General features: G+C 41.7%; 20 protein-coding genes and 3 pseudogenes. 21 read left to right on the top strand and 2 right to left on the bottom strand.

The window, feature by feature from the left end:
* Positions 1 to 24 precede the first annotated feature (24 nt).
* From HT574_RS06210 to HT574_RS06150, 13 genes are all read left to right on the top strand, one after another.
* On the top strand, positions 25 to 666 hold the full coding sequence (locus HT574_RS06210) for a DUF6792 domain-containing protein (protein ID WP_254698605.1): 642 nt from the start codon (positions 25 to 27) through the stop codon (positions 664 to 666).
* 164 nt (positions 667 to 830) lie between these two features.
* Positions 831 to 1,427, top strand: coding sequence for a hypothetical protein (locus HT574_RS06205; protein WP_175243908.1), 597 nt, complete (start codon positions 831 to 833; stop codon positions 1,425 to 1,427).
* Positions 1,428 to 1,449: 22 nt separating this feature from the next.
* Positions 1,450 to 3,360, top strand: a complete 1,911-nt coding sequence (locus HT574_RS06200; protein ID WP_175243907.1) for a DUF6792 domain-containing protein — start codon at positions 1,450 to 1,452, stop codon at positions 3,358 to 3,360.
* Between the two features lie 18 nt (positions 3,361 to 3,378).
* On the top strand, positions 3,379 to 3,711 hold the full coding sequence (locus HT574_RS06195) for a hypothetical protein (RefSeq protein ID WP_175243906.1): 333 nt from the start codon (positions 3,379 to 3,381) through the stop codon (positions 3,709 to 3,711).
* A 255-nt stretch (positions 3,712 to 3,966) separates the two neighbouring features.
* Positions 3,967 to 4,260: a WXG100 family type VII secretion target gene (locus HT574_RS06190; RefSeq protein WP_017435736.1), complete on the top strand. Its 294-nt coding sequence runs from the start codon at positions 3,967 to 3,969 to the stop codon at positions 4,258 to 4,260.
* A gap of 77 nt (positions 4,261 to 4,337) precedes the next feature.
* Positions 4,338 to 4,577 (top strand): ESX secretion system protein YukD, encoded by a 240-nt coding sequence (gene yukD / locus HT574_RS06185; RefSeq protein WP_017435737.1) that lies wholly within the window; start codon positions 4,338 to 4,340, stop codon positions 4,575 to 4,577.
* A 34-nt stretch (positions 4,578 to 4,611) separates the two neighbouring features.
* The gene (gene essB / locus HT574_RS06180) at positions 4,612 to 5,946 is read left to right on the top strand and encodes a type VII secretion protein EssB (protein ID WP_175243905.1); all 1,335 of its coding nucleotides are present in this window, start codon (positions 4,612 to 4,614) and stop codon (positions 5,944 to 5,946) included.
* 42 nt (positions 5,947 to 5,988) lie between these two features.
* Positions 5,989 to 10,425, top strand: a complete 4,437-nt coding sequence (essC, locus tag HT574_RS06175) for a type VII secretion protein EssC (protein WP_175243904.1) — start codon at positions 5,989 to 5,991, stop codon at positions 10,423 to 10,425.
* A gap of 19 nt (positions 10,426 to 10,444) precedes the next feature.
* The gene (esaA, locus tag HT574_RS06170; protein ID WP_175243903.1) at positions 10,445 to 13,231 is read left to right on the top strand and encodes a type VII secretion protein EsaA; all 2,787 of its coding nucleotides are present in this window, start codon (positions 10,445 to 10,447) and stop codon (positions 13,229 to 13,231) included.
* Complete coding sequence (gene essA / locus HT574_RS06165; protein WP_175243902.1) at positions 13,221 to 13,712, top strand: type VII secretion protein EssA; 492 nt, start codon at positions 13,221 to 13,223, stop codon at positions 13,710 to 13,712. Before esaA ends, essA begins: the two co-directional genes overlap by 11 nt.
* A gap of 140 nt (positions 13,713 to 13,852) precedes the next feature.
* Positions 13,853 to 14,167 carry a DUF5082 domain-containing protein gene (locus HT574_RS06160; protein ID WP_175243901.1) on the top strand — a complete coding sequence of 105 codons (315 nt, stop codon included), beginning with the start codon at positions 13,853 to 13,855 and terminating at the stop codon, positions 14,165 to 14,167.
* Positions 14,164 to 15,282, top strand: a complete 1,119-nt coding sequence (locus tag HT574_RS06155; protein WP_175243900.1) for a pre-toxin TG domain-containing protein — start codon at positions 14,164 to 14,166, stop codon at positions 15,280 to 15,282. The genes HT574_RS06160 and HT574_RS06155 overlap by 4 nt, the downstream gene beginning before the upstream one ends.
* Before the next feature lie 12 nt (positions 15,283 to 15,294).
* A complete protein-coding gene (locus HT574_RS06150) occupies positions 15,295 to 15,690 on the top strand; it encodes a CDI toxin immunity protein (protein WP_042412403.1) in 396 nt (131 codons plus the stop codon).
* Positions 15,691 to 16,004: 314 nt separating this feature from the next.
* Here HT574_RS06150 and HT574_RS20330 read toward each other — a convergent pair.
* A pseudogene (locus HT574_RS20330) lies at positions 16,005 to 17,194 on the bottom strand (ISL3 family transposase).
* 391 nt (positions 17,195 to 17,585) lie between these two features.
* Here HT574_RS20330 and HT574_RS19810 point away from each other — a divergent pair.
* The 5 genes and pseudogenes from HT574_RS19810 to HT574_RS06120 all read left to right on the top strand — a co-directional run bounded on the left by HT574_RS19810 (position 17,586) and on the right by HT574_RS06120 (position 21,916).
* A complete protein-coding gene (locus HT574_RS19810) occupies positions 17,586 to 18,722 on the top strand; it encodes a pre-toxin TG domain-containing protein (protein ID WP_254698604.1) in 1,137 nt (378 codons plus the stop codon).
* A gap of 12 nt (positions 18,723 to 18,734) precedes the next feature.
* The gene (locus HT574_RS06135) at positions 18,735 to 19,259 is read left to right on the top strand and encodes a hypothetical protein (protein WP_175243899.1); all 525 of its coding nucleotides are present in this window, start codon (positions 18,735 to 18,737) and stop codon (positions 19,257 to 19,259) included.
* Positions 19,260 to 19,448: 189 nt separating this feature from the next.
* Positions 19,449 to 20,065 (top strand): annotated as a pseudogene (locus HT574_RS20460) (pre-toxin TG domain-containing protein); the annotation flags it as partial.
* A gap of 419 nt (positions 20,066 to 20,484) precedes the next feature.
* Entirely contained in the window at positions 20,485 to 20,769 is a 285-nt protein-coding gene (locus HT574_RS06125; RefSeq protein ID WP_003253190.1) for a hypothetical protein, read from the top strand.
* A gap of 257 nt (positions 20,770 to 21,026) precedes the next feature.
* Positions 21,027 to 21,916 (top strand): annotated as a pseudogene (locus HT574_RS06120) (transposase).
* Positions 21,917 to 22,174: 258 nt separating this feature from the next.
* Here HT574_RS06120 and HT574_RS06115 read toward each other — a convergent pair.
* A complete protein-coding gene (locus HT574_RS06115) occupies positions 22,175 to 22,351 on the bottom strand; it encodes a hypothetical protein (protein WP_175243898.1) in 177 nt (58 codons plus the stop codon).
* Between the two features lie 178 nt (positions 22,352 to 22,529).
* Between HT574_RS06115 and HT574_RS06110 the strand changes: the two genes are divergently transcribed.
* From HT574_RS06110 to HT574_RS06100, 3 genes are read left to right on the top strand one after another with little or no spacing between them, the layout of a single operon-like run.
* Positions 22,530 to 23,600 carry a GerAB/ArcD/ProY family transporter gene (locus tag HT574_RS06110; RefSeq protein ID WP_175243897.1) on the top strand — a complete coding sequence of 357 codons (1,071 nt, stop codon included), beginning with the start codon at positions 22,530 to 22,532 and terminating at the stop codon, positions 23,598 to 23,600.
* 3 nt (positions 23,601 to 23,603) lie between these two features.
* On the top strand, positions 23,604 to 25,040 hold the full coding sequence (locus HT574_RS06105; protein WP_175243896.1) for a spore germination protein: 1,437 nt from the start codon (positions 23,604 to 23,606) through the stop codon (positions 25,038 to 25,040).
* Positions 25,037 to 26,170 (top strand): Ger(x)C family spore germination protein, encoded by a 1,134-nt coding sequence (locus tag HT574_RS06100; protein WP_175243895.1) that lies wholly within the window; start codon positions 25,037 to 25,039, stop codon positions 26,168 to 26,170. The genes HT574_RS06105 and HT574_RS06100 overlap by 4 nt, the downstream gene beginning before the upstream one ends.
* The last annotated feature ends 52 nt before the right edge of the window (positions 26,171 to 26,222 follow it).

The raw sequence follows: 26,222 nt of genomic DNA, 5'->3' as shown, positions 1-26,222 counted from the left end.
TGGAGAGAGGGAGGTGAAGATTTTGTGTCAAATGAAGAAGTGCTAAATACGGATATATTGCGTGCGCGGATTATGAATGTAGAATATCAAAATCTTACCATTGACGAAATCAAAAGAATTTATATCGAAGAGACGGGAAAAGAGCCGCCTGCAAATATCACCATTTACCGTTCTGATGATTTTAAGAATTTAAACGATATCGATTCCGGTTTTGATGGCCCAGTGATTCATCTATACAATGAGGAAAAAGGAATCAATCAAATGTATACCATTGCACGGGGAAGTGAAATGCAGGAAAACGATACTTGGAAGCCGCTCGACTGGGCTTACAATGCTTTTGGAATTTTCGTCGGACAAAGCAGAAGTCAATATAGAGATGCATTGGAATGTGACCGGAAAGTGACGCAAATCATTACCGAAGAATTAAAGAGGAACGGTCAAACAATCGAACTGAAAAAAATCGGATTGGGTCATTCGCTGGGCGGGAACCATGTCCAAGTGATCCAACTCACTGCACATCGATTTGACCAAGTGTATGTCAGGTACCTCTTTCAAAAATCCCCTCAAAGGACATGCAAGACAAGCCCCTCATTTTCTTTTCATTTCTCTGATTCATCAATAAGGTCTAAAGTCATAAGTCGCCTACATTTCCTCTTAAAGCTATAGTTCTTTTTTCTTAATTTGGATATAATTACATTTTTTATTGATCACACTGTGATCATATGATACGTATAGAGAGAATGGAGATAATTGGGAAAGGAGACTGTCCTTTGCTTAAGCGATGGAGAAACTTGCTGTTATTGATGTTGATATGGATCGGAGGGTGTGAGATGGATTCCAAGGCTCAACCGGAGAAGTTGCCGGATACGGTGGCGTTTCAAGACAAGTTTACTCGGGAATTTATGGTTTCGCCGAAAGAAGTGAAAGAAGGGTATTATTTGTTCAAGTCGAAAACCGGCGGCTTTACGATGTGGTTTCCGAAAGACGCAAAAATAAACAGAGGATTGTATGAAAAGCATGACAAATATTATGAATCTTCCGTTATTGCGGGAGTGAGAGAGCAGGAGAATATCATATACGATATTGATATGGTATATGAAAACAGACACATAACAGATGATATTGATACAAATCTTTTTTTGTTATCTTCATCTGCTTATGCCAACTATGACGGGAAATACACGAAGATAAAGGCTGACCGCAGTACCATTTATTTTGCAAAAAATGAACAGCATATATCTGTAGATAACAAGAAAGATATTGTTTATAAATTTTTTGCCTATATCAAATCCAATCACAGCCACCAAGCAGTGCGGTTTATATACGGGGTCAGTTGCAAGGATGCCGATCGGGGATGCCATATCGATGTGGGCAAAGAGGAAGAAAGGGCAAAAATGTTGATGAAATCCATTGAGTTTCACGATTAAGGGATATGGAGGTGAAAGCGCCATGTCTCAGAAACTGGTTTTGGATACAGATCTCTTGCGGGCAAGAGTGATGAATTTGGAATACGAACATTTGACCGTAGAGGAAATCAGGCGTATCTACATTGAAGAGACAAGGAGCGACCCCCCTGACCAAATCCGTGTTTATCATTCGCAAGACTTTAAAAATATAAACATCAACGATTCCGGTTTTGACGGTACGATTATTCATTTTTATGATGAAGAAAAAAGAATCAATCAAATGTATACCATTGCACGGGGAAGCGAAATACAAGAAAAAGATACATGGAAACCTCTGGATTGGGCGTACAATACTTTTGGAATTTTTGTCGGACAAAACAAAAATCAATATGATGATGCATTACGGTTTGATGAGGTGGTGACACAAATCATTACCGAAGAATTAAAGAGGAACGGTCAAACAATCGAACTGAAAAAAATCGGATTGGGTCATTCGCTGGGCGGGAACCATGTCCAAGTGATCCAACTCACTGCACATCGATTTGACCAAGTGTATGTCATTAACGATGCGCCGCCCAGTGCGTATCAACTGGCATATATAGATAAAAGATTTCGATATGAATTAGCTGAAAAATTTACTCCAAATATATTGTCAGATTACAACTTAATCTACTCCCTCCCCCCTTCCGAGCTCAAGGCCTTTGCGGAAGAATACTATAAAAAGCAAATCGACGAGCGTTCGATTCATCATCTGACCGCTCAAGAGGATCTATTGTATGCGGTAAGCGGAGTGCGGGGATTCATCGATATCGGAAGCCGCCAGGTCATTGATACGAACAAGGATTTTACTAGTATCAAAGATTTGATTGCGAAAATATCCGATAAAGATGTAAAAGCCATTCAATTGTATTTGTCGCAATATTCGGACATTTACAACGAAAAAGGATTTGATGGGGTTGTTCAGGCGATGACGGGAGTCGATATCGCTTTTATTGAGTCGCTTCAGGGCTATGATGCCATAGACTATGTGATGCATGCAAAAGACATTCTTTCTAAAATCGATCATATGTACGATGAAATGAGTGAGAAGATTCCAGTGCTGCTCAGGCACATCGGAATACTGTATAAAAATCTGGACCCGATGTTGAGTGTATTCGTGCAATTAGGCTACATGACAGTAGAGGAAAAGAACACAGTGTTGAGAGAAGTCAAGGGAATTGAAAAAGATGTCACATTGATACAACAGCTGCTTCATGAACTATGGAATGGGATCGTTCTCTTAAATCCTGTTGATATTCTTCAATGCATTGAGACGTTATTCCAAATTCGGGATAAGGCATTGGACATTGAAAAACGTCTTCAAATCATCCAAGAAAATACGAGGAATCTTCAAAATGCTATCACCACAAGCGTGAATGCCCATTCCTTGAACGAAGTCATCAATGCTCTCGCCCGTTCGAAAGGCAGAACGTATGATGAGTATGGAAATTTAATTTTAATCAAGAAGGTGGGAGAACACGAAATCCGGGTGAATCTTTCCTCCGCCGTAAGAATATATCAAAAGGGACTGCAAATTATGGAAGAAAAAGAAGCGGTATTGCATAAGATGAAGCAGTATTATTTCGATGAATATGTAGAGGATTTTGAAATACAAAAACGAGAACTGATGAAGAAAATCGAGGACATGGAACAAAATCCCTGGGCTTATCAGCATTTATTGGGGCATTTTACCGATGATGCAAAACAAGTGTATGTGTTACGCCGCATTGATGTCCATGAGTCTATTCCACCGTTGGATCGGAGGATTCCGTATATCTTTGAAGAATCGATGTTTTCGTATTATGAACATGAAATTTCTAGAGGAAAAGAACTCATTGAAACCATTAAAAAATCGTTTGAGGAGTTTTTTAAGCAGGACCAAAATCTGTCCAAAATATTTGATTTGCGGTATTGATAAGGGGAGGTATTCTGTATGGGACAACTGAATATGCTCTATAATTTTGGTCTAGAGCAGGATTTTACGTATAAAGCGAACACTTTTATTCAACAATTAAATAGAATGAGTGAATTGGATGAGGAATTGGTTCATTTGATTCATCATGAAATGAAATATGGCAGTGGGCAAATCATTGACAAAACCAATGAAGCGATAAAACAGTATCAAGAAAATAACCTATCGATTAATTATACGTTCAGGGACGACATGAGATACGTCGCTTCGCTATACACAGACATGATTAATGAGATGAGAGGACAAAATATCATCTTGTATTATGATGTCGTTATTCGGGAAAAGAAAAGATAAATGAGGGGGTTAATGAACATCAGAACATCAGCCCCGCCTATCCACATACATTCCTCCTATACTCCGTCTTCTTTTAATTCCATGAATAGTAAGAAAGTATCTGGCGTAATGAGAAAAATGGCACAAAATCGTTGGGCAATCAGGTAAAAAATACTACCTTTTCCTTATTTTAAAAGAAAAGGTTATATATTGTTGACCGCTGCTTGTCATCTTCATTAAAATAAAAGGGAAAATATGGCTATAGGGGGAGAAACTATGTCAGGCGTTATTCGTTTAACACCGGAAGAATTGCGTGGAGTCGCAAGACAATATAATACAGAAAGCTCTAATGTCACGGAATTGGTTTCACGATTGGATCAAATGAGCAATATGCTGCAAGGAATTTGGGAAGGTGCTTCCAGTCAAGCATTTATCCAGCAGTATCACGAGTTGCGCCCATCGTTTGAAAAAATGGCTGTACTATTAAACGAAATCGCGCAACAATTGCACAATTCCGCTACGATTTTGGAAGAAACAGATCAGCAAATCGCCAGCCAAATCCGTGGATAAAGAGTGACATGTTCGAAAAAAGCGCTACAAATCTAAGAAAGATTATGGCGCTTTTTTCTATATTGGGGGCTTATCTCATGTACATTCAAGTCACAATCGATCTCCGGCATTATACAGAGGATGTATTTGATCTTCGTCTGTCCAATTTTTATTCGATCAAAAAACTCATCGATATTGTTTGGCAGTTAAAAAACATATCGGCGCCGCCAAGAGAAGGCTACTGGGTGCGGGTAGACAATAAACAAATGGTCTGCCCGGGCTATTTTACATTAAAGGACAGCGGAATTACGGATGGAGACCGCATCGTTATATTGTAGCCATCGAGAAAGAGAAAAGGAGTTCTATTTTATTATGGAAGAGAAAAAGACCTATTTGGAAACGCAAATCGATGCCGTAATGACCAAAGATAAACATTACACGATTGTCTTCCAGCGTGCGAAATTAAAAATGCAGCATCCGCTAGAATTACAGATCATAAAGGAAATCGATCCTTATTTGTTACGGGATATTGACGTGTCTGAGGATGAAGTGAAGATCACCATCACTCCACCTGCATCGTTTTTTTCGTTTCCAGCTGTACGGAAAAAATCGCTGCTTTCCCGGCTAAGAGCGGCATATCAACTCGTCACAAAAGTGAAAAATCACTCTCTTCGTCGGTTTATCCTTATTATATGCCCGGAAAACCTTGTGTTTGATCATGGATTGGAACCTTTTTTCCTTCATGTCGGAATAAAGGAGAGCCTGCCGCCGTATGAACCGGATGAAGCACGTCTCCTTCAAGAAGTAAAAGCGACGGTGCTAGCATTGACAGATGGGCAACACCGTTTTGAAGAATACTTTAAATTTCATGAAACATTAAAATGTTCCGATATCGCTAAGGAAATGTTGCAAGCAGAAAACCTAGAAGCGCTTTTGTCCATTTTAGAACGATGGATGGATGAGGAAGAAGCAAAAGAACGAGCGTCTGTACATATTCCAAAACGAAAATGGACTATGCAACAATATATATTCTTTTCGACAGTTGGTTTGTTAATTCCTGCTATGATTTATACGTTTTATTCTTTCTTTTTTTTGCAGCCAAAACAAGAAGCATATATCCAAAGTACCGAGCTGTTTTTACAAAATAAATATAGCGACGTGATTACGACATTAGAAAATTACCCTCCAGAAAAAATGCCGTATGTAGTGCAATATGAACTTGCTTCTTCCTATGTCATGACAGAGTCGCTTACGGAAGAGCAGCAGAAAGTGGTATTAAATAATATTACGTTGAAAACAGACCCGCAGTATTTGCTGTATTGGATCTATATCGGCCGGGGAAGAAGCGAGGACGCGCTTGAATTGGCGAGAGCGATGGAAGATAGGGAGCTGATTATGTACGGTTTGTTAAAATACCGTGAAGAAATAAAGGTGGACAAAGAGTTGTCCGGAGAGGAAAAGCAGCAAAAATTAGAAGAGATTGATAGAGAGATAGAAGAATATGAGAAAGAAAGAGAGGAGCAGGAAAAGCAATTGAAAGAAAAGCAGCAAGAGGAGACAAGCCAGCAGCAACCCCCGGCACAGCAGCCGGCAACCAGCCCTCCGGCTTCGGCGGCGCCAAAACAACAGTCCAACACACCGGCGCCTAATCATAAGCCGCCTGCATCTAATAGCGCGAAGCCAAACAATGCGGAAACGAAAAAATAAATGGAAGAAAGCGCAGCAACGAGCATCATAGGAGAGGATTATATGAGTCAATTATGGATTTTTTATAAGGATACTTGCCAGCTATTCCCACTGACGGGACAAGAGGGTTGCATTTCTATCGGAAATAAACTGGAGCATCATATCACCATCCCATCCTTTTTATTTCGTAACGGATATATAGAAATCAAACAAACAGATGCTTCCGCCATGACGGTGCTGCAAGGAGATAAACCAATTGGGGAATTGAAGCCGTGCACTCCCTTTACGGTGGATGACGATGGACAAACGATTACGGTTGTGTGGATGGACAAGGAAATAAAAACGCACATTTATTACGTCGGCAATAAAACCGAACTGATGGTGGCGCCTGATCTACAAGCAGACATTCAAATCAAAACAGCGAGGGCATCGTTTGTCAAGCAGCAAGGAGAATGGTTGGTTGCTTCAAACCATGAATCACCTCTGTTTCTCAATGGGGCGAAAATATCTAACATGGCACCTTTACAAAACGGGGACGTGATCCTATGTCCGTATGTACAATTTGTTTTTTTAGAGGATGATTTATTAGCGGTCACGAGCAGCCAAGAGATAACATCTTTGCTGACGGAAACATTGCCGCCGGTTTCAGAAATGAAAAAAAAATATCCTGTTTATCACCGGACACCGCGCATGATTTATGAACCGCCAAGAGAAAAGGTCACGGTTTCATTTCCAAGCCAAGAAGGAGATGGGGATCAGCGCGGTTTATGGCTAATGATTTTACCGCCGTTGATGATGCTTCTTGTTATGGGGGTTATTGCTTTAATTCAACCACGGGGCATCTTTATCCTCATTTCGATCGTGATGTTTGCGACCACGTTAGTGACATCGACCGCGCAATATTTTCGGGAAAGAAAGAATCGCAAAGCACGGAAAGAGAAACGACGGCGCATTTATACGAATTACTTGGAACAAAAACGGGAAGAGCTTCACGCACTATACGAGAAACAAAGAAACGTGCTATATTACCACTTTCCATCATTTGAAAAGATGAAATCGTTCGCACTGCAAATTAGCGACCGTATTTGGGAACGAACGATGGAAAGCGACGATTTCCTCCATCTTCGGATCGGAAAAGCGGATGTTCCGTCTACCTATGAAGTGTCGGTGAGTATGAGTGATTTAGCCAATCGGGAAATCGATGATTTATTGGAGCAAGCTCAACAGATGGCGCAAGTTTATCAAACCGTCAAAAATGTGCCGCTTACGATTGATTTGTCAAGCGGGGCAATGGGAATGATCGGGAAAGCTTCGATCGTCAATCATGAAATTCAGCAGCTTGTAGGGCAAATCGCCTTTTTCCACAGTTACCACGATGTACGGTTTGTTGCCATCTTTGCTGAAAAGGATTATAAGGATTGGGAATGGATGAAATGGCTCCCGCATTTTCAACTGCCCAATTCTTTCGCGAAAGGATTTATTTATAACGAACAGACACGTGACCAATTGTTGTCGTCCATTTACGAGATATTGCGGGAACGCGATCTCGATGAGGAAAAAGAGAAAAAACGGTTTTCCCCGCATTTTGTGTTTATCGTTGCCAACCGCTCTTTAATCGCCGAACATGTGATTTTAGAATATTTGGAGGAAAAAAACGAAGATATCGGCATTTCCGTTATTTTTGCTTCCGATACAAAGGAAAGTTTAACAGAAAACATTCATACACTTGTGCAATATATCAACGAACGGGATGGAGAAATTTTAATTCAGCACCGGAAAGCGGCGCATATTCCGTTTACGCTCGATGAACATACTCGGGAAGGAAACGAGCGGTTCGCCCGCCTATTGCGCTCTTTAGATCATCAAAGGGGAATGCACAACTCTATTCCAGAAAAAGTAACGTTTTTCGAATTACTTCAGGTGAAGAATGCGGAAGAGATAAATATTAAGGAAAATTGGATGACACATCAGTCTTCGCGCTCGCTGGCCGTTCCAATTGGACTAAAAGGCAAAAAAGACGTCGTGGAGCTGAACCTGCATGAAAAAGCGCACGGTCCGCACGGGCTTGTCGCGGGAACGACGGGGTCCGGGAAGAGTGAACTGCTGCAAACGTATATTTTGTCATTGGCGGCGCATTTTCACCCTCATGAAGTTGCGTTTTTGCTCATTGACTATAAGGGAGGCGGCATGGCGCAGCCGTTTAAAAACATTCCGCATTTATTAGGCACCATTACGAATATTCACGGCAGCAAAAACTTCAGCGCACGCGCGTTGGCTTCCATTAATAGTGAGCTGAAAAAGCGGCAGCGTTTGTTTGACCGCTACGAAGTCAATCATATCAATGATTACATGGATTTATATAAACAAGGCAAAGCGAAACAGCCTCTGCCTCATCTATTCTTAATCGCCGATGAATTTGCCGAATTAAAAAGCGAAGAACCGGACTTTATTCGCGAATTAGTGAGCGCGGCGCGGATTGGCCGCAGCTTAGGAGTTCATCTTATTTTAGCAACACAAAAGCCAAGAGGAGTCATCGACGAGCAAATTTGGAGCAATGCCCGCTTTCGTATCTGCTTGAAAGTGCAAGATGCCAGCGACAGCAAGGAAATATTGAAAAACGGAGATGCGGCTACCATTACCGTAACAGGCCGCGCTTATCTTCAAGTCGGGAATAATGAAGTATACGAACTGTTTCAATCGGCATGGAGCGGTGCGCCGTATATGGAAGAAGGCTTTGAATCAGAAGATGATATTTATATTGTCACCGACTTAGGACTTGTTCCCGTTTCGAATATTGATGCGAAAATGAAGAAAAACAAGAAAACACAAAAAACAGAAATTGAAATGGTTGTTCAAGAAATTATCAAGGCGCAGCAGCAACTCGGGATCGAAAAGCTGCCGAGCCCATGGCTGCCGCCGCTATCTACGCGCTTGCATCGCCCTGCCTTGCTAGAACGAGACACCGTTCATTTTCCGATTGGTCTAAAAGATGAACCTGAACTGCAGCGGCAATCGGACTACTTATATCAATGGCTTGAAGACGGAAATATCGGCATTTTTGGTTCTGCGGGATATGGGAAATCGACAACGGCGATGACATTGTTAATGAGCTTTGCGTCCGTCTATAGTCCGGAACAGCTTCATTATTACATTTTCGACTTTGGCAACAGCGCGCTGCTGCCGTTGCGGCAATTGCCGCATACCGCCGATTATTTCCGTTTTGACGATGGAAAGAAAATAGAAAAATTCATCAAGTTCATGAAAGAGGAAATGGAGCGGCGGAAACAACGGTTTATGGAAAAAGAAGTAAGCACCATCAAATTATATAACACGCTTTCTGAAGAAAAACTTCCGATTATTTTTATTGCAATTGACAATTTTGACCTTGTCAAAGAGGAAATGCCGGATTTGGAAACACAGCTTATTCAATATGCTCGAGACGGGCAGTCGCTTGGAATATTTTTGATAATGACGGCAACAAGAATTAGCGGAATTCGCCCTTCGCTTATGAACAATTTAAAAACAAAAATCGTTCATTATTTCCTTGACAGTTCGGAACGGTTTTCCATCATTGGACGAACTCCGTACGAGGTCGAACCCATTCCGGGGCGAGCGCTGGTAAAAAAAGAACAAGCGGTCTTAACGCAAATATATCTTCCAGCTGATGGAGATCATGACATCGCCGTGCACGAAAACGTAAAGCAAGAGATAACGAGATTAAAAGAGCGATATAAGGAAATGAAGACGCCAGAGCCTATTCCAATGCTTCCAGCGCAATTGCCATTTGCGGTCTTTGCCAAAACGTATGTGGGCGAGCCGCAGCCTGGCTTGATTCCGATTGGACTCGATGAAGAGACGGTTCGTCCGATCTCCCTTCGTATACAAACCAATCCGCATTGTCTTGTAGTAGGACAGTCGCGCAAAGGAAAGACGAATGTGATCAAAGTGATATTGGAATCATTGCTCGCCCAGCCGACAGCAGGCATCGGGCTGTTTGATGGAGTTGACCGTGGACTTGCTTTATACGCTAATAAAGAAAACGTCGTCTATATAGAAGCAAAGGAGCAAATGCACCATTGGCTTGATGAAGTAAACGGAATATTGCAAAAGAGAGAGGAAGAGTATTTAGCGGCAATTAGGAAAGTGAATGTTCATGGGCAATCCTTTTCACCGGTTGTTTTTGTCGCGGATAGCCTTTCCCGGTTTCAGCAGTTTGTGGATAGTAAAACTCACGAGAGAATCGCGATGATGATGAAGCGATACAGCCATCTTGGATTTAGTGTCATTGTAGCAGGAAACGCGAATGAATTTATAAAGGGCTTTGATGCGCTGACAACGGAACTGAAACAAATTCGGCAAGCAATCCTTGTCATGAAAAAATCGGAACAAAGCTTGTTTGCACTGCCATTTACACGACACGAACCAGAAGTGGATCCGGGGTTTGGCTACTTTGTCTTAAATGGAAAAGAACAAAAAATACAAATCCCAAAAGTAGAATAAAGGAAATCAGGTGAATTATATGACGGAAAAAGGGAAAATCGTCCAGTTGATTGCGAAGATTGTGTTTATTGTTGCTCTTCCTGTACTATTCTTTACGTTCATTGGCCATAACCCAATGAAGGTAACGGAGAGGACAACGAACCGAATCGCGGTAGTCAACGAAGATTTAGGAGCCACTTACGATAAGAAAACATACGAATTCGGCAAAGAAATGATACCAGCCCTTGATGATGCTTCTACTTATCAATGGTCTGTCGTCAACCGCAGTCAGGCGGAAAAGGGGCTGGCGGACGGTCAATATGACGCTGTCGTTTATCTGCCATCCGATTTTTCCAGAAACATTTTAACGTTTAATGAAAAACAGCCGCTAAAGGCAACTGTTCAATATAAAATCCAGCCAAATCTTGAGGCGAAAAATCGGGAGCGGGTACAAAAAGAGTTAGAGGCAGCCAAAAATACAATCAATCAAAAGATGTCTACACTGTATTGGAGCTATGTCAGTCAAGCGATAGAAGATATTCGCAAAAAATTCAGCGCTATTTTGGAAAAAGAAATCGCTTTTCAAAAGACGATGTATGATTTTTACACCCCTAGTTCTACAAAATTAACAAAAGAGATCGAGAGTCAAAAGAAGATGCTTGAACAGCTGCTTTCGTCTTCGAAAAACGCCGAAAGCTCCTCCAACGATACGTTAAAAGGTTTGGAGCGGGCGAAAGCGGAGATTGCTTCGTTTATCGAGGATATTCAGGAGTATAAAGAATATCAGCAACGGCAGCATGATCTCATCCAAGAAGGAATTCATCAGTATGAAATGATGGTGAGTCAAGGAATACGTTCCGTCGTAGAACGGCCATGGAATGTCAAACCGGAGTTGAAATTAAATGGCCAAACCTTGCTCGAATCTGTGTCCACACTGCGTAATACGGTTGCGAACAGCCATACGGCATTGACGAATCTCTATGACCAGCTGGAAAATGCCAACGTTGATGAACGACTGTTGGAGTCGCAAAAAGATCTCATCCGTCAGTATCAACAACAAACAGATACAAAGACATTGGACGAAGTGCAGCAAAAACTCATTTCGCTACGGCAGCAGCTGCAATCCGCCGCCACTCCATCAGCACCGAATGAACCGCCGGTACCGGGAGAGTTGCCGCAGCCGGCAGGGAACGGAGAGTGGCTGAATGCGCTCGAGCAGCAGCTGGCGTCTTTAAAGACCGAGCTGCAAACGGTAAAACCGCAACTCCCGCAAGAGACGCAGGAAGGGCAAGGTACATCGGAAAGCTGGGGGAATATTGACAATGTCATGAATCAGCTGGAAATAGAAATGCAAAAGGCAAAAGAAGCATGGCAAAAGCAGTTATCCCTCGAGCAGCAATGGCAGAAAAAATATGCGCAATTGGCCGCGCAGGCAAATGATGCCAATGGGCAATCGGAAGAAACAGTGGTTCAGCAAATTATCGCCAAAGAACAAGCTATTCTTCAGTCTCCGTCGTTATCTGAAGGACGAAAGCAACAATTATCAGCCTGCTTTCAGCCGGCTATCCAAAGCAGAAACATGAATGATCTTCTCGCCTATTTTGCTTGGTTATCGATTTTTGAGGATGCATTAAAGCGAACGGGGAATGTTGATGAAGCACTTGTGGATCAGCTGATTTTAAATTGGAAGGAAAAAGCGGAGATTTTCCAAACTTTATCGAACATTCATAGCGGAATTCAGCAGTTGCAGGGCGACTCAGCCGCTTCTTTGCAAGGTGCAGAAACGGCTGAAAATAACGTTCATTCTTTTGTTGAAGCAACGCTTGAATATATACGGCAATATGATGAAAATGTGGAAAAAGCGCAAAAAGAGTTGATGGGACAATTACAATCACTAAACGACGCCGCGAATGAAGTAACAGCACAGCTTCAGCAAACCATGGATCAAGAAGAAACTATACAATCGACGCTAGGAGCCAACGATGGCGAATTTGTTATTACCATGCAGCAAAACACGATGCAAGACGTTGCACAAATTTCTGATTTAGTCACTTCCATTGCCAAAGGGCAAGACCGGATGATCGATTATACAAATGATCTGCGTGACAAAGTGGCATCGGTCCAAGATCGGGCGGATGAGTTAAACAACAAATGGGCAGCCAATGTTAATACAACTAAACAAATTAAAAATGATGTCTATCATCTGCTAGACAATGCGATGGTAGACCAACAAGCAAACGGATATGTGTATGATTACTTAACCAATCCGGTACAAGTAAAAGGAGATATTCCGGAAGAGAAGACAACGTACACGCCGCCTGTCGTGATGTTTATCATTATTTTGCTCTGCGGCATGCTCATTGGGTTCTTCCTGCATTATTATTCTTCTGTTCCGCTTATGATGCAGGCTGCATTGCTCGTCATGATGAACTTACTTGTTGGTTTCATCATCAGCACATATGGATTGCGAATTTATCCGATGCAAGATGTGCAGGCCCTCAAGTGGAGCATTTTTACCATCATCTTATTATTTTTCTGTTCCGCCATTGTTCGTTTGGCCTTTTTCATCGGACCGTTTACCGGCTGGGTGCTCGGAGTCGGCTTAATCCTGTTTTTCATTACTCCATTACTCGACTTAGTATTGCCAAACTTTAGCTTTGATCATCCGATCTCAAAAACGTACATGTCGATTCAATATGGAGACCAGCAAGCATTTTATCCAGCTGTCATTACGTTAGGAGTTGTCACTCTATTCATGTCCGTTGTTCCGTTTTTGAAGCAGCGCCTAGCCGCTCTGCAGAAGGAGGAGGAAACATATGAAGGGTAGAGGACGCCTTGTGATGTTCTTTTTCCCCTTCCTCTGCTTTGTATTGGCTGCGATGGGGGGGACGGTTTACGCGGAAACGGACAAGTGGCCGGAAATTGAACCAAATCAATATCAACGGCAGAACATCGAATTACGTATGGATTACATTCATGAAGAGTCGCTGCTCGATGAAAAAAGAGATTTACCAGAGGTGCAAACATCGCTGACATTTCAAAGACCGACATCTTCTTTCTTTGAACAAACAAAAGCACAGTTATTTTTATCGGGTGAAAAAGAAACGAATACGATTGCCGCCAAAGCGGAGAAACTAGAATTGTTTTCTTCCATCGAAGAACAAACAGTTCCGTCTCATCAGCCATTGGATGAGGCGGAACAAACATCATCATCGTTTCTGCCATGGCTGTTCGGCTTTTTCATTTTCGGCTTTCTTATCGTCCTCTTCACGGTAATCGTTCCGCGTATGAAAAAGTTTGTTTCATAAATGGATATTTGCGGCATGTTTCACATCGCAGAATCATAGATAAGAAAAAGTCTCTATTTGTCATCTGGAAAAATAGGAATATATCATGATTTATCCTTGTGTTGCCATTTAAATAGCGTGTATATGGAGGAGAAACCAAGGTGGCGTCTTTATTGGAATCGGCTGAAAAAGAATTAAGACGTTGGGCCTATGAGATGATGATCGATTGTTTGCAATCTTATCAGGGACAGGTCAAAGAAGCGATGGAGGAATTTCAATATGGCTCTCGTGCCTTTTATCGCGCCAATGACGAGTATGCTCCGCATTGGCAGGGAGAATCGAGGGAAGCGTATGAATTGGTATACGGGGACTTGCGGCAAATTGAGGCACATATTTATGCGACCGCTGATGATCTTTTGCATGAAATAAGCAGGGAAATCGCCCGCCTTCGGCGAAAGATAGAGGAGCTGCAATGACGATGATTCGAGTCAATCCGGAAGAGCTAGAATCTGTAGCTGAGCATGTCCCCGATGCCGAAGACGGCTGCTCCCGTGCTCGGACCTCGCTTTCGTGGGAATTTCCATCGTTGGTGATGAAGATTCCCGGCATTAGCACTGATGCGATCGATAGTCTCAGAGATGAGCTGATTCATTGGCTCGACCGTTATGAAGAAAAGCTGAATGAAGCGGAAGAACTGCTGTACCGGACGGCCGCGGCAATAAGACAGGCAGACCAAACGCTTGCGGACAACATGAAAGAATTCGGTTTGGAGCTTCTTGGTTGGTATGATGTGCAGCGGGTGTTTGGGGAATATGATCCGCTGACAGGGGAACGGCTTTCATTTGGAGACCGCCTGCTAGCGGGGGGAATGTTATTGTTGTCCGTCATTCCTCCAGCCAAAGGAGCAGGCATCGCCGGCAAAGTGGGGATTAAAGGAGTGAAAGCGGCCGGAACCGCAGCGGATGTTTCGAAATGGATTTCGAAAACGAAAAACGTCCTGAATGTTGATAAAATCAAAGGGGCTTTACAAACGATCTATCACCAGGTCATCAAAGGGCCTATCACTGCAACGATCCGTTCGTTCAAACAGCAATGGGAACAACTTCTCGAAAATGTTGGCTCTGTCCTGATGGGACCACAGCCGGCCTTGGCAGGAGTCGGCGGCCCGACATCCCGCATGTGGATGAGCGGGGCTGAGAGGGAAGCCAAAGGAACGATGATGAATATCGTCAGCAGAACGAGGGATCAGGTGATTGGCAAGGGTATTGGCAAAGGTGAACAAATACTTGATAAGGTAAGAACGTATGAACAAGCTAGAAATAAAGCACTTGAATTAGTAGGGGATTTAGGTCCAAATTCAAAGCCATATATAGGTACTCTTAAATCTAGTGCAGGGTACGGAAAAGTTGTGGGTAGGCAATCTGCTGATGGAAAGGTTAGATGGAGATTAGACTACGACCCTAATAAAGGGCCACATATTAATGTAGAAGATTTTCGTGAGGGTAAAGGGCTTAAAGCTAAAAAATATGTAATACCTTTTGAAGGTAATAAAAGTACTTTTAAAACTTATTTAAAACACTTGAATAGATAAGGGTGAATTTGAATGACTTTATTAGATGAATGTATTGAAGCCTTAGGTGAAGATGCTGAAATTTTAATGAATAGTGAAAAAGAGAAAGTTCTTGATGCTTTGGAAAGCTCTTTTCCATTTGCTGAATGGGGGCGTATTGATTGGGACAAGGTTAGTAAAAAAGAAAATGTAAATACTGTAGATGATATAATAGCTTATCTAGAAAATTGTTACCAAAATTTTGATCCAGTTGTCTATATAATTTGGGACGAGGGGACTTTGCCCATTATCAAGTCTGATTTAAAAAAGGTTTTAGAAGTTATTGATGATGTTACGGCGGTTAGTTTTGATACTTGGATCTTTTCGCCAACTTCAGGATATGTAATAGAAATATATCATGAAGGGGAAGTGTGGGTTGGTATAAGATAGAAACTTGTAGTATGGTAATATAGAGCCTCAAAGGAGATATTAAATCTCTTTTGAGGTATTTTTTTAGCATATCTCGAATTATTTTATATACACTGTAACAATCATATATACAATAAATAACATTTGGGTCTTCACCATTTTCTGTGATTTCTACTCAATCCTAGAAACATGTTAGCTGGATGAAATAGGTTCATCAGTCAGGATCCTTCTTCCGCATACAGACCATGAAGTTGGTAGAATGGAAACAGTCAAGTGCTTTCCTTGACGGGTTCCATTCTGCCAACTATCATACCGATAGCGGAAGAAGGGAGCGCTTAGGCAGCCTGACTACCTGTAGTGTTCCCTGTACACTCCAGAAATACACGCAAACGAAACCGTTCTAGATTTCGATAGCTATATGCCCGGCGTTTGATGTTTTTGATCTTGTGATTCGTCCCCTCGATTCGGGCGTTCGTATATGGACACAAAAAGTAGGAAAGAATAGGCTCCTTCCACTTTTCAAGAGTGTTGGCTGCTTCCTGAAAAGAAACAAAAGGGCTCTGTTTGGCTAACTTAATCCATTCTTCCAAGCGTTCCTTTGCTTCGTTATATCCATCGGTTCGGTAAAAATCCCGAAACAACTCTTTCAGATAATAAACAATGGAAAGTACCGGATACTCCTCCAAGATATCGTCTAATCGAAGCCGTTGGTCCTTACGAAGCTTTTCACAGCCTTTTAAGAGAAGATATCGAGCCTTTTTCAATGGAGAAAATTCCTTTCTTGCTTGATCCAAGGCTTGTGTCACTTTTTGAACCACATGGTACTTATCGATGACAATCGAAGCAGATGGAAACAGGGCACGAACCGCCTTATGATAAGGTTCCCACATGTCAAGAATCACCGTTTGGACCATTTCTTTCGACAGGACATTTTGGCTCAACAAGTTGATGGCGGAGTCACATTGGCGATCGGCATGCATTCCCATGACCGATCCGGCTTTGGCATCCATCAATACGGTTTCATACTGATGTCCCTTTTTACAGCGATTTCATCTAAGCTAAGCACCATCTCTTCTTGAGAAGATGCTTCTATCGCTGTTTGACGATCTTTTGCTTTTTTCGATGCAATGAAGTAATAGATGCGCTCCAATGTCGTATATGGAATACGGTGCTTTCGGCTAACCTCTTGAATGGTGGAGCCTTCACAAAGTTCATACAAATACTCACAAAATCGATTGGTGTAGTGTTGATTGGGTTGAATCGATTCCAAAGAGGCGGAAAACACTTGGGAACAATTCCAGCACCGATAGCGCTTTACCTTTACAAACAAGTACACCGGTTGATGGAAAATCGCCAAATCCCGTACTTTTCTTGTCCGCCTGTCGTGGACAGAGGAAGTGGAAAACCCACAATGAGGGCAACGTTCCTGTGTCTCTGCTTTCTCTACATGAATCGCATAACCATAGGAAAGAAGTTCTTGTTTAATAACTTTAAATTCCGGCAATCCTAGTGGTATAGAAAGCACTTACGAGACCTCCTTAATGTTTATTTCACCGCTAACATTATTGCTAGGATCTCGTTAGTGCTTTCTCTTTTTTGTCACTAAATCACAAAATTTGGTGATGAACCTCATTAGTTATTAGATTACTTCTATTTTCAGCCTTGATGGGTTTTATGCCTTTCAAAGTTTCTTTTTTGGCGGAGGATACCCAGTGCCGAATAAGCCACTTTCTTCGTTACTAACAAAATATAACCCTAATTGTAAATTAGCATATTAATTTCGTTATTTTTTTCAGATTATTTTGGGGCTGTTTTCTGAAATTGCGCCAATCTTCATATTTATCCTGTGCCGGTACTCTTTTTTGTGAAATGAGAAAGGAAATTACCTAAATTTAGCGAAAGATAGAGGAGCTGCAATGACGACGATTCGAGTCAATCCGGAAGAGCTAGAATCTGTAGCTGAGCATGTCCCCGATGCCGAAGACGGCTGCTCCCGTGCTCGGACCTCGCTTTCGTGGGAATTTCCATCGTTGGTGATGAAGATTCCCGGCATTAGCACTGATGCGATCGATAGTCTCAGAGATGAGCTGATTCATTGGCTCGACCGTTATGAAGAAAAGCTGAATGAAGCGGAAGAACTGCTGTACCGGACGGCCGCGGCAATAAGACAGGCAGACCAAACGCTTGCCGATAACATGAAAGAATTTGGTCTGGAGCTTAGTGGCTGGTATGATGTGCAGCGATTGTTTGGAGAATACGACCCAATCACCGGAGAACGGATTACAGCAGGAGACCGTCTGCTTGCGGGGGGAATGCTATTATTGACCGTCATTCCTCCAGCCAAAGGAGCAGGCATCGCCGGCAAAGCAGGGATCAAAGGATTGAAAGCGGCAGAAACAGCAGCGGATGTTTCCAAATTGGTCTCGCAAACGAGACATGTTCTCCGCTATGATAAAATCGTGCCTGCCCTTCAAGCGGTATACCACCAAGTCGTAAAGGCACCGATTACCCAAACGATCCGTTCGTTCAAAAAGAAATGGGACGATCTTCTTGACAGCGTTCGATCTGTCCAACTGCAGCCGGCATTTGCCGGGATAGGGCCGGTATCTAGGGCAGGGGTGCGGGAGACCGCGGAAGAAGCCACTAACACGTTTAGACATTTCATGATTAAAAAATCTGACGAAGTTATTGAAGGGATGGTGAAAGCTGAACCTAGTAAGGTAGTAAACGTACTCGCTAATTTCCAAAGCAAAAAATTTGTAGTTGGGAATCAAACATTCCTGCTAGATAAACGAGGAATGAAGCACATTCTTGAAAGGCATCATCCTGAGTATTGGGATGGGTCAATAAAAGCAAAACAGACTTTTCTAAGGAAAGATATGTCCATTGATGAGATAGTGAATGCTATAGAAACTATTATAATGCAAAATCGAAATACCCTATTGAAAAATGGAACGACCTTTAGTTATCAAATAAAAGGAACCTATAATGGAATAGAATATGTAGTTGGTTTTAACAGAGGACGAGTTGGTCAATTTTATCCACTTGAATAGTAGGTGAGAAAATTGTTTTATGTAAATACTTTCATTTGTAGACCAGATAAAAAAATAAATGACCTATCACTTTTGAAGAATAATATTGAAAGTTATTTCGTGCCAATTACTGATACTAGAGAATTATTGAATATCGAAGAATTATTGGATTTTGAATATTTAAGTGGGGCAATTCTATTCAAATATGGTGAACAAATTTTGCTTGATGTTACATTATGGGATTTAGTTGATCAATTATGGGCGTATATATTAAATGTCCTTGAGAGTTTGTTACGTACAGGAAAAGGCGAGACTTACTTTCCAGATCAACCTGTCAAGCTCCAAATAAACTCAATATCTGAAGATTTAGTGCTTTATGAAATAGAGGCGAATGACCATATAAAAGTTGTATTGCCGAAAAGAGAGTTGGTTGAGGCTTTATTGCGGGGGGCCGATGACTTTTTTCAAAGTATGGAGAAGTGTTTCAAAGAGAAGTGTAATTATGAATATGAAATAGAGAAGATAAAAACTTTGAGAAGAACTCTTTTGAATCAATAGATTAGCGTGTTTCTATCTTCCAAGCGGAATCCATACACTTACCAGCTAAACAAACTCACCAGATAAATTTTGTAGGCTTATTCCCATTTACCATTTTAGAAGGAATAAGCCTTTTTTGCATGCTAGTTAGTAGATGAAAAACAGAGTTTAATTACTAGAACAGATATAGCATGAATAAAAAACTTTCGAGCAATGCGACAGGCAGACCAAACGCTTGCCGATAACATGAAAGAATTTGGTCTGGAGCTTAGTGGCTGGTATGATGTGCAGCGATTGTTTGGAGAATACGACCCAATCACCGGAGAACGGATTACAGCAGGAGACCGTCTGCTTGCGGGGGGAATGCTATTATTGACCGTCATTCCTCCAGCCAAAGGAGCAGGCATCGCCGGCAAAGCAGGGATCAAAGGATTGAAAGCGGCAGAAACAGCAGCGGATGTTTCCAATTGGTTTCGCAAACGAAACATGCTCTCCGCTATGATAAAGTTATTCCTGCCCTTCAAGCGGTATACCACCAAGTCGTAAAGGCACCGATTACCCAAACGATCCGTTCGTTCAAAGAGCAATGGGAAGATCTTCTTGCCAGCGTTCGAGCTGTCCAATGGCAGCCGGCATTTGCCGGGATAGGGCCGGTATCCAGGGCAGGGGTGCGGGAGACCGCGAAAGAAGCCGCCAGCTCCGTACGCTTTTCGATGAGTGAAGTCGGAGGTGAAGTGGGGAAAGGAACGGGGGATGCTGCATATAAGGGTACCAGTAAACTTTATAGAGGAGATAGTTTATTGAATTCACCTAAAAGACCTAATGGAGTTGGTAAGCCATTTATATCAGATTCAGGTAATTTAGTTCCTGCAAATAGTAAAGGTATATACAAAAATCGACAAGTTGCTGTTATAGAGCATATTTTAGGAGGTTACAGAAGGGGAGCAAAATCAAATAGTCCTTATATTAGTTTCACTAGTAATAAAGGTATTGTTAGAAATTATGGGGATTACTTGATAGAATTAGATATTTCTGCTTTGAGAAAAGCGATTAGATCAGGAGAAGTTAAAAATGTGGCCATTTTATCTCCAAAGCAGATTCGGAAATTAATTGAGAGAGATAGTTCTGTTTCTGATTTTTGGAAAAATAGAGCGTTAACTTGGACCACAAGAGACAATGAATATTTGATAAGAGGAGAAATACCTAAGCAAATTCATAAAAATTTCTCCTAAGGAGTGAGTATATTATGTTTTTATTATATTTCCAAGATGAATGTCTGGGTGAAATACAAGATATCAACACTGAAGGCATGTGGATGTATGGTAAACTTATACCTAATCAAAATATAGTAAAGTTTAAAGATTTTTTTAAGGCTCTTACGAGTGAAGAAAATGATTTTAAAGAAAGTGAATATAATGAAGAATGGTTGAAAGATGATAATTGGTTTATTGTGGATGATCATCAAAATAAAAGAGGAATTTATTTGCCAGCTGTGTATGAAGACGGAGAAATAAATTGGAGATGGAGGTAACTTGATTTAAAACAAAGACCTTGATAGGCTATATGCCTTCAAGGTTTTCTTTATATTTAAAACGAATTGTTGTTTAAAAATAAAGATTTTATAAAGTAAAGTGAAATTGAGCCAAGCTACTCATTGAAAAATACCTGGTATTATGTCAAAAACGTGTTGCAAAACGCATAACAAATGCATAAATGCACATAAAAAATCCACCACCTTGGAAATCATATACAGTGACCAAAACCAACTACCAAGGGGTGGACACTATTATGATTTCCAATTGGAACAGTGAACATGCATGGTCTTATGAAATCGATCCAATTTTAGAAGCATTATTTCGATATATCGATTCGCTGTCGTTGCCGGAAACGCCGTATGTGACAGGAAGACCGCCGGTGTCGAAAAAATCATTGTTGAAATGTTTCTTTTTGAAAACTTATTTTGCTATTGATTCCTTGCGAAAGTTAGTGCGCATCTTGCAGCGTTTTCGCTGTTTTCAGCGGGCTTGCGGGCTTAGTGAAGTCCTTCATCTGTCTACATTTTCCCGTGCGGCAAAGTGGTTTCGGGAACAGGGATTTCCTATTTTTCATGCACAGCTACTCAAAGATCTAGAAGTACGGTATCCCCAAATCGTGCTGATCGACAGCACGGCCCTTCGAAGCAGTCTTTACGATTCACAGGCAAAGTGGGGAGTGTCCACCCGATACCACTGGTTTAAAGGATATAAACTCCATCACTGCACCACTGCCGAGGAAATCATTTTATCTCATGTGTTGACTACAGCGAATCGGAATGATGCGGCAGTGGTACCAGCATTGCTCGCTTCTTTAGGGCAATGGGAGATTGAGTTCGTGTTAGGGGATGCCGCGTATGACAGCGAAAAGGTTCGACAAACAGCCGAACAAGCAGGAATCCTATTCCTTTCTCCCATCAACCGCCGCAATAGCGAGGAACGGAAAGATGCCTATGGCCGGGTTCTTCCTGTCTTGTTGAAAACGAGATTTGGCCAATGGCTGTTTGGGCTTCGCCGCGGGTTTGAACGGGTATTAACGAGTTAAAGAGCGATGGGGTGGAACAACCCCGATGGTATGGATTTCATCGATATTTACTGCATGTGTTATGTTGCATCCTTATGCATAACTTCGAGTTTTTACTCTAGTTTTGCAACACCATCAAATTAAAAACTGGAGAACAGAAAAATTCTGCAATTTTTATTTCTATTTTGACCTATCTTTTGCATAACAAATCACTCCGTAATAATCTACATGATGCGGTTGGTTTATCACCATAAAACGTATACAGAAAGATGGAGACCACAAGGCTGCAAAGCGTTTTTTGCAGAAAGCTTCGTGGTCTTTTCATGTTTTGACTCGATTCTCGATGATCTGTTGATTGATTTCATATTCCAATATGAGAATCAAGCCTTCTTCCAGAAGAAAGAGCGTATCCGAACGGATGCATATTCATTCGGCAATAATTCCGTGATCTTTGGCAGGTCATGCAGTCCATAAACTTCAAGCGTTTGATTTTTATACAGTTCGCCTAACGACTTAAAGAAAATGTCTTTCGCTTGATAGGGTATTCCTTCTGCCATCCCTTCCTTCCCTCCTAATTTTTAATGATATAATTCCTCTTCTGACTATTGAAAACATATAAGGAAAATAGGCGATTCGGTTCAAAGGGTATATCCGTATTCAATCAGAGTATACTTTTCCATTTCTGTGAAAATAATAGTAAAAAAATCGTGAAGCAGTGAAGCGGGATGATTGAAAATGAATAATGATAAAATTGCTCCAAAACAAGCGATCATCATTTTTATGTTGAGCAGCGGGCTTGTCAATCATGTAATGGTGATTCCGGTTTTGTTGGAAGTATCGGGACGAGACGCTTGGGTTTCTGTCGTTTTCACTTCTTTTCTTTACGCTGGCTGGATTGTTTTCCTTTATTGGATTGTGAAAAACATGAATGGGGCCCCTTTTTTTGAATGGATCAGTGAAAGGTTCGGTTCATTTTTAGCATGGTTGTTATCGCTGATGGTTGCGATATTTCTTTTTTTAATGATGTTTATTACATTCAAAGATACGTTGACTTGGACGATTACGTCGTACTTTCCGCAAACACCGATCATCATATTAGGGTTGTTGTTTGCGGTGATCGGGTATATTTGTGCTTCGTCCAATATTCAATCGTTGGCGATATCGGCCGCTGTCATTTTATTTTTTGTCCTCATTCTCGGCTTTTTCGTCATGACGGCCAATTTTATGTATAAAGACTATACCAGATTGTTTCCGATTTTTGAAAAAGGGGTTTCCCCAGCACTGCGAGGCATCATTTATATCGGAGGCGGCTTGGCAGAAATGGCGCTCATCATCTTTTTACAACACCGCATTTCTCCATCCATTCGATTAAAAAGCATGTTGCTATTAGGATTGATTCTGGTGGTCTTAACGCTAGGCCCGCTCATAGGGAGCATTACCATTTTCGGTGTGTCGGAGGCAAGTCATCAACGCTATCCAGCCTATGAACAATGGCGGCTGTTGCAAATTGGCAAATATATTTCCCATGTTGATTTTTTCTCGATTTATCAATGGTTGTCTGGGACATTAATTCGTATTTCCATTTTGTTATATCTCATCGCCGATCTCTTTCCGATTCAAACATCGCATCGAAAATGGCTATTGCGAATTCTCTCCCTGTTATTAGTGGCAACGTCTCTGAAACGAATTGGAGATGCCGAACTTTACTCTTTTATTAAGCATATTTATTTTCCAGCTGCTTTATGTTTTTTTATCAGCTTATCTCTTCTCATGGGGCTTTTTATTTTTATAAAAAGGGAAGGATAAAAGATGCCGCACGAAATACCATTACAACAAAGCAATCTGGATCAGCTCGTTTCCTTTTTTGCGAAACATAGCGATGTCAACATTCATTTTATCGATCCGTTCGTCGTTTTATACTGTGAATCGGTTGTGAATAAGGAACTGTTAAGTGAACATATCGATCCGAAACTGCAAAAAGCAGCTCAAGATATTCAGAACTTTCATTTTTTCCTGCAATCACTGCAATGCCAGACGATGCCAGAATCGATCACGCTTCATGAAGTGGCGGAAAAAGTATTCGACGGGTTTCTCATCGTGTGCTTTTTTGAAAAAAATTATTTTGTCGCGATCGATGCTGCGGAGAAACCAAAACGGTCATTAGAAGAATCGAAATCGGAAGTCGCGATTCGCGGACCGCGTGAAGGATTTGTGGAAGATGTGGAAACGAATATTGCTCTTTTGCGCAAACGGTTAAAAACATCGCATTTGTGTTATCAAAAGTTTATTCTTGGCGCCGAAACGAAGACGACAGTTGCCTTGTTATACCTTGACGACGTGATGAATGAACAACTGTTAAACGAAGTGGTCCGCCGGCTAAAGAAAGTGGAATTTGATGGTATTTATTCGGTGACGCAGCTTGAAAGTTTAATCGAAGATGACCCGGCTTCCATCGTTCCGATAATCGCTGATTCCACGCGTCCGGATTTTGTAGTGGCATCTTTATTAAAAGGAAGATTTGCGATTTTGGTGGACGGCAACCCTGCGGCGATCATTGGACCGACTAATTTGACTTTTTTATTAAAATCGCCGGAAGATCTCCATTTTCCGTATTATATCGTGTCATTCAGCCGCTTTTTCCGCTTAATGGGATTAATGATGGCCGTGTTTTTGCCGGGATTTTGGACAGCGCTTATTTCATACCATCAAGATCAGATTCCGTTTCCGCTTTTAGCGACGGTCACGATGGCGCGCCTCGGCTTGCCGTTTCCGGCACCGATGGAACTTATTATTGTATTTACATTGCTCGAAATATTTCGCGAGGCAGGAGCGCGGTTGCCTTCTTCCATCGGGCAAACGTTGACGGTGGTCGGCGGTCTCATTATTGGGGATGCTGCTATTCGGGCGGGTTTTATTTCCCCGTCCGTTGTCGTGATTGTCGCGCTGTCGACACTGGCCAGCTATACAATCAGCAACCAATCGTTAGCGGGATCGGTGACGTTGTTGCGCATGGGGTGTCTGCTTTTATCTGCTTTGTTAGGACTATTCGGTTTTTTCGCTTCGTTCTTTATCATCGTCATTTATTTTTCAAAGCTTCGTTCATTCGGTGTTCCGTATTTAGCGTTATTTAGTTGGTACGGGTTAACATGGAGAGATGCCATTCACACCTTCTTAAAGCCGACCTCACACTTTTCCGACCGCATGCCGAAGTTTTTGCAAACGAAGAAAAAAGGGGGCACAACATGAAGCGAAAGTTTGTTTTATTGGCGATTATCGGGGCGATGGGACTGCTTAGTGGTTGTTGGAATATAAAGGAAATACAGGATATTAATTATGTAACGGCGATCGGGATTGATTTTAACCAGGAGCGAAAAACATTTACTGTTTTTGCACAAATTTTGGATTTTTCCAATGTCGCCAAATTGGAAACAGGCTTTCCGGACAAGTCCCCCCCTATCTGGATTGGAAAAAGCGAAGGAAAAACGATTCAAGACGCAATTGATTCGTTAACAACCGATGCGCAACAACGCTTGTTTTGGGGTCATATTTCGGTGATTGTCTTATCCGAGCAGGTGCTGAAAAATTGTCTGAAACAATCGATTGATTTTGTGAATCGATATCGGGAGATTCGTTATAATATTTGGCTGTTTAGCACAAGGGACAAAATCGATAACATTTTTCGCACTAAGTCGTTTTTCAAGCTTTCGGCGCTGTCCAATATACTGCACGAACCGAATGAACTATATCGCCAGCGTTCCTACATCCTTCCTATTCATTTTTTTGAATATTTGGCGGAGGCATCGACGCCTAACCAAACAGTATATATTCCTTCCATAAGCCTTTCGGATGAACATTGGAAGGCCGATCATAAGCCAAAAGAGCTGTTAAAAATATCGGGGGCTCATTTTTTGATTAACAATCGATTAATGGGGTGGCTTCCAGAGTCAAAGTTAACGGGGATGAGATGGCTGGAGAAGGAGGTGCAAAGATCACAAGTGACGTTGTTGGAAAAAGATGAGCCGATTGCGTCGATTATGGTTGAAAATTTACGTATTTCCGCCAAGAAAAAGGAAGGTGAAAAAATATCGCTTCGTGTGCACGGAAAAGGGATTATGAATGAAAAGCTATCTTCCGCTTCCTTGAAAACGATCGAACGAAAAACAGAAAAAGCGATCGCTTCGGAAATTTTGCGTACGTATCGACAAGGATTAAAGATTCATGCGGATGTGTTAGGAGTCAACAATTGGCTCGAGAGAAGAAAATGGATCGGAAAAAAAACGATCGTTTTTCCATATGAAATAGCGAAGTTGGATGTAGACATTAACATCATCAGCACCGGAAAACTAAAGAATAAAGAGGCGAATTTGTCGCAATGAGGGGGAGGGGAACTACATAACCACCAAGTGAAGCTTCGAATCGGTTCATTCC

Origin of the sequence: Parageobacillus sp. VR-IP (genome assembly GCF_013357975.1) — a bacterium.
Classification (GTDB): domain Bacteria; phylum Bacillota; class Bacilli; order Bacillales; family Anoxybacillaceae; genus Saccharococcus; species Saccharococcus caldoxylosilyticus.
The sequence above is the reverse complement of the archived record's forward strand: the minus strand, read 5'-3'. Positions and strand labels throughout refer to the sequence as shown.

Excerpts from the sequence above, each read along its gene's own strand:
- HT574_RS19810 (WP_254698604.1), top strand. The coding sequence starts at position 17,586 with ATGACGACGATTCGAGTCAATCCGGAAGAGCTAGAATCTGTAGCTGAG.
- HT574_RS06190 (WP_017435736.1), top strand. The coding sequence starts at position 3,967 with ATGTCAGGCGTTATTCGTTTAACACCGGAAGAATTGCGTGGAGTCGCA.
- essC (WP_175243904.1), top strand. The coding sequence starts at position 5,989 with ATGAGTCAATTATGGATTTTTTATAAGGATACTTGCCAGCTATTCCCA.
- HT574_RS06150 (WP_042412403.1), top strand. The coding sequence starts at position 15,295 with ATGACTTTATTAGATGAATGTATTGAAGCCTTAGGTGAAGATGCTGAA.
- HT574_RS06155 (WP_175243900.1), top strand. The coding sequence starts at position 14,164 with ATGACGATGATTCGAGTCAATCCGGAAGAGCTAGAATCTGTAGCTGAG.
- essB (WP_175243905.1), top strand. The coding sequence starts at position 4,612 with ATGGAAGAGAAAAAGACCTATTTGGAAACGCAAATCGATGCCGTAATG.
- HT574_RS06125 (WP_003253190.1), top strand. The coding sequence starts at position 20,485 with ATGTTTTTATTATATTTCCAAGATGAATGTCTGGGTGAAATACAAGAT.
- esaA (WP_175243903.1), top strand. The coding sequence starts at position 10,445 with ATGACGGAAAAAGGGAAAATCGTCCAGTTGATTGCGAAGATTGTGTTT.
- HT574_RS06100 (WP_175243895.1), top strand. The coding sequence starts at position 25,037 with ATGAAGCGAAAGTTTGTTTTATTGGCGATTATCGGGGCGATGGGACTG.
- HT574_RS06110 (WP_175243897.1), top strand. The coding sequence starts at position 22,530 with ATGAATAATGATAAAATTGCTCCAAAACAAGCGATCATCATTTTTATG.
- HT574_RS06105 (WP_175243896.1), top strand. The coding sequence starts at position 23,604 with ATGCCGCACGAAATACCATTACAACAAAGCAATCTGGATCAGCTCGTT.
- HT574_RS06115 (WP_175243898.1), bottom strand. The coding sequence starts at position 22,351 with ATGGCAGAAGGAATACCCTATCAAGCGAAAGACATTTTCTTTAAGTCG.
- HT574_RS06195 (WP_175243906.1), top strand. The coding sequence starts at position 3,379 with ATGGGACAACTGAATATGCTCTATAATTTTGGTCTAGAGCAGGATTTT.
- HT574_RS06200 (WP_175243907.1), top strand. The coding sequence starts at position 1,450 with ATGTCTCAGAAACTGGTTTTGGATACAGATCTCTTGCGGGCAAGAGTG.
- yukD (WP_017435737.1), top strand. The coding sequence starts at position 4,338 with ATGTACATTCAAGTCACAATCGATCTCCGGCATTATACAGAGGATGTA.
- essA (WP_175243902.1), top strand. The coding sequence starts at position 13,221 with ATGAAGGGTAGAGGACGCCTTGTGATGTTCTTTTTCCCCTTCCTCTGC.
- HT574_RS06205 (WP_175243908.1), top strand. The coding sequence starts at position 831 with ATGGATTCCAAGGCTCAACCGGAGAAGTTGCCGGATACGGTGGCGTTT.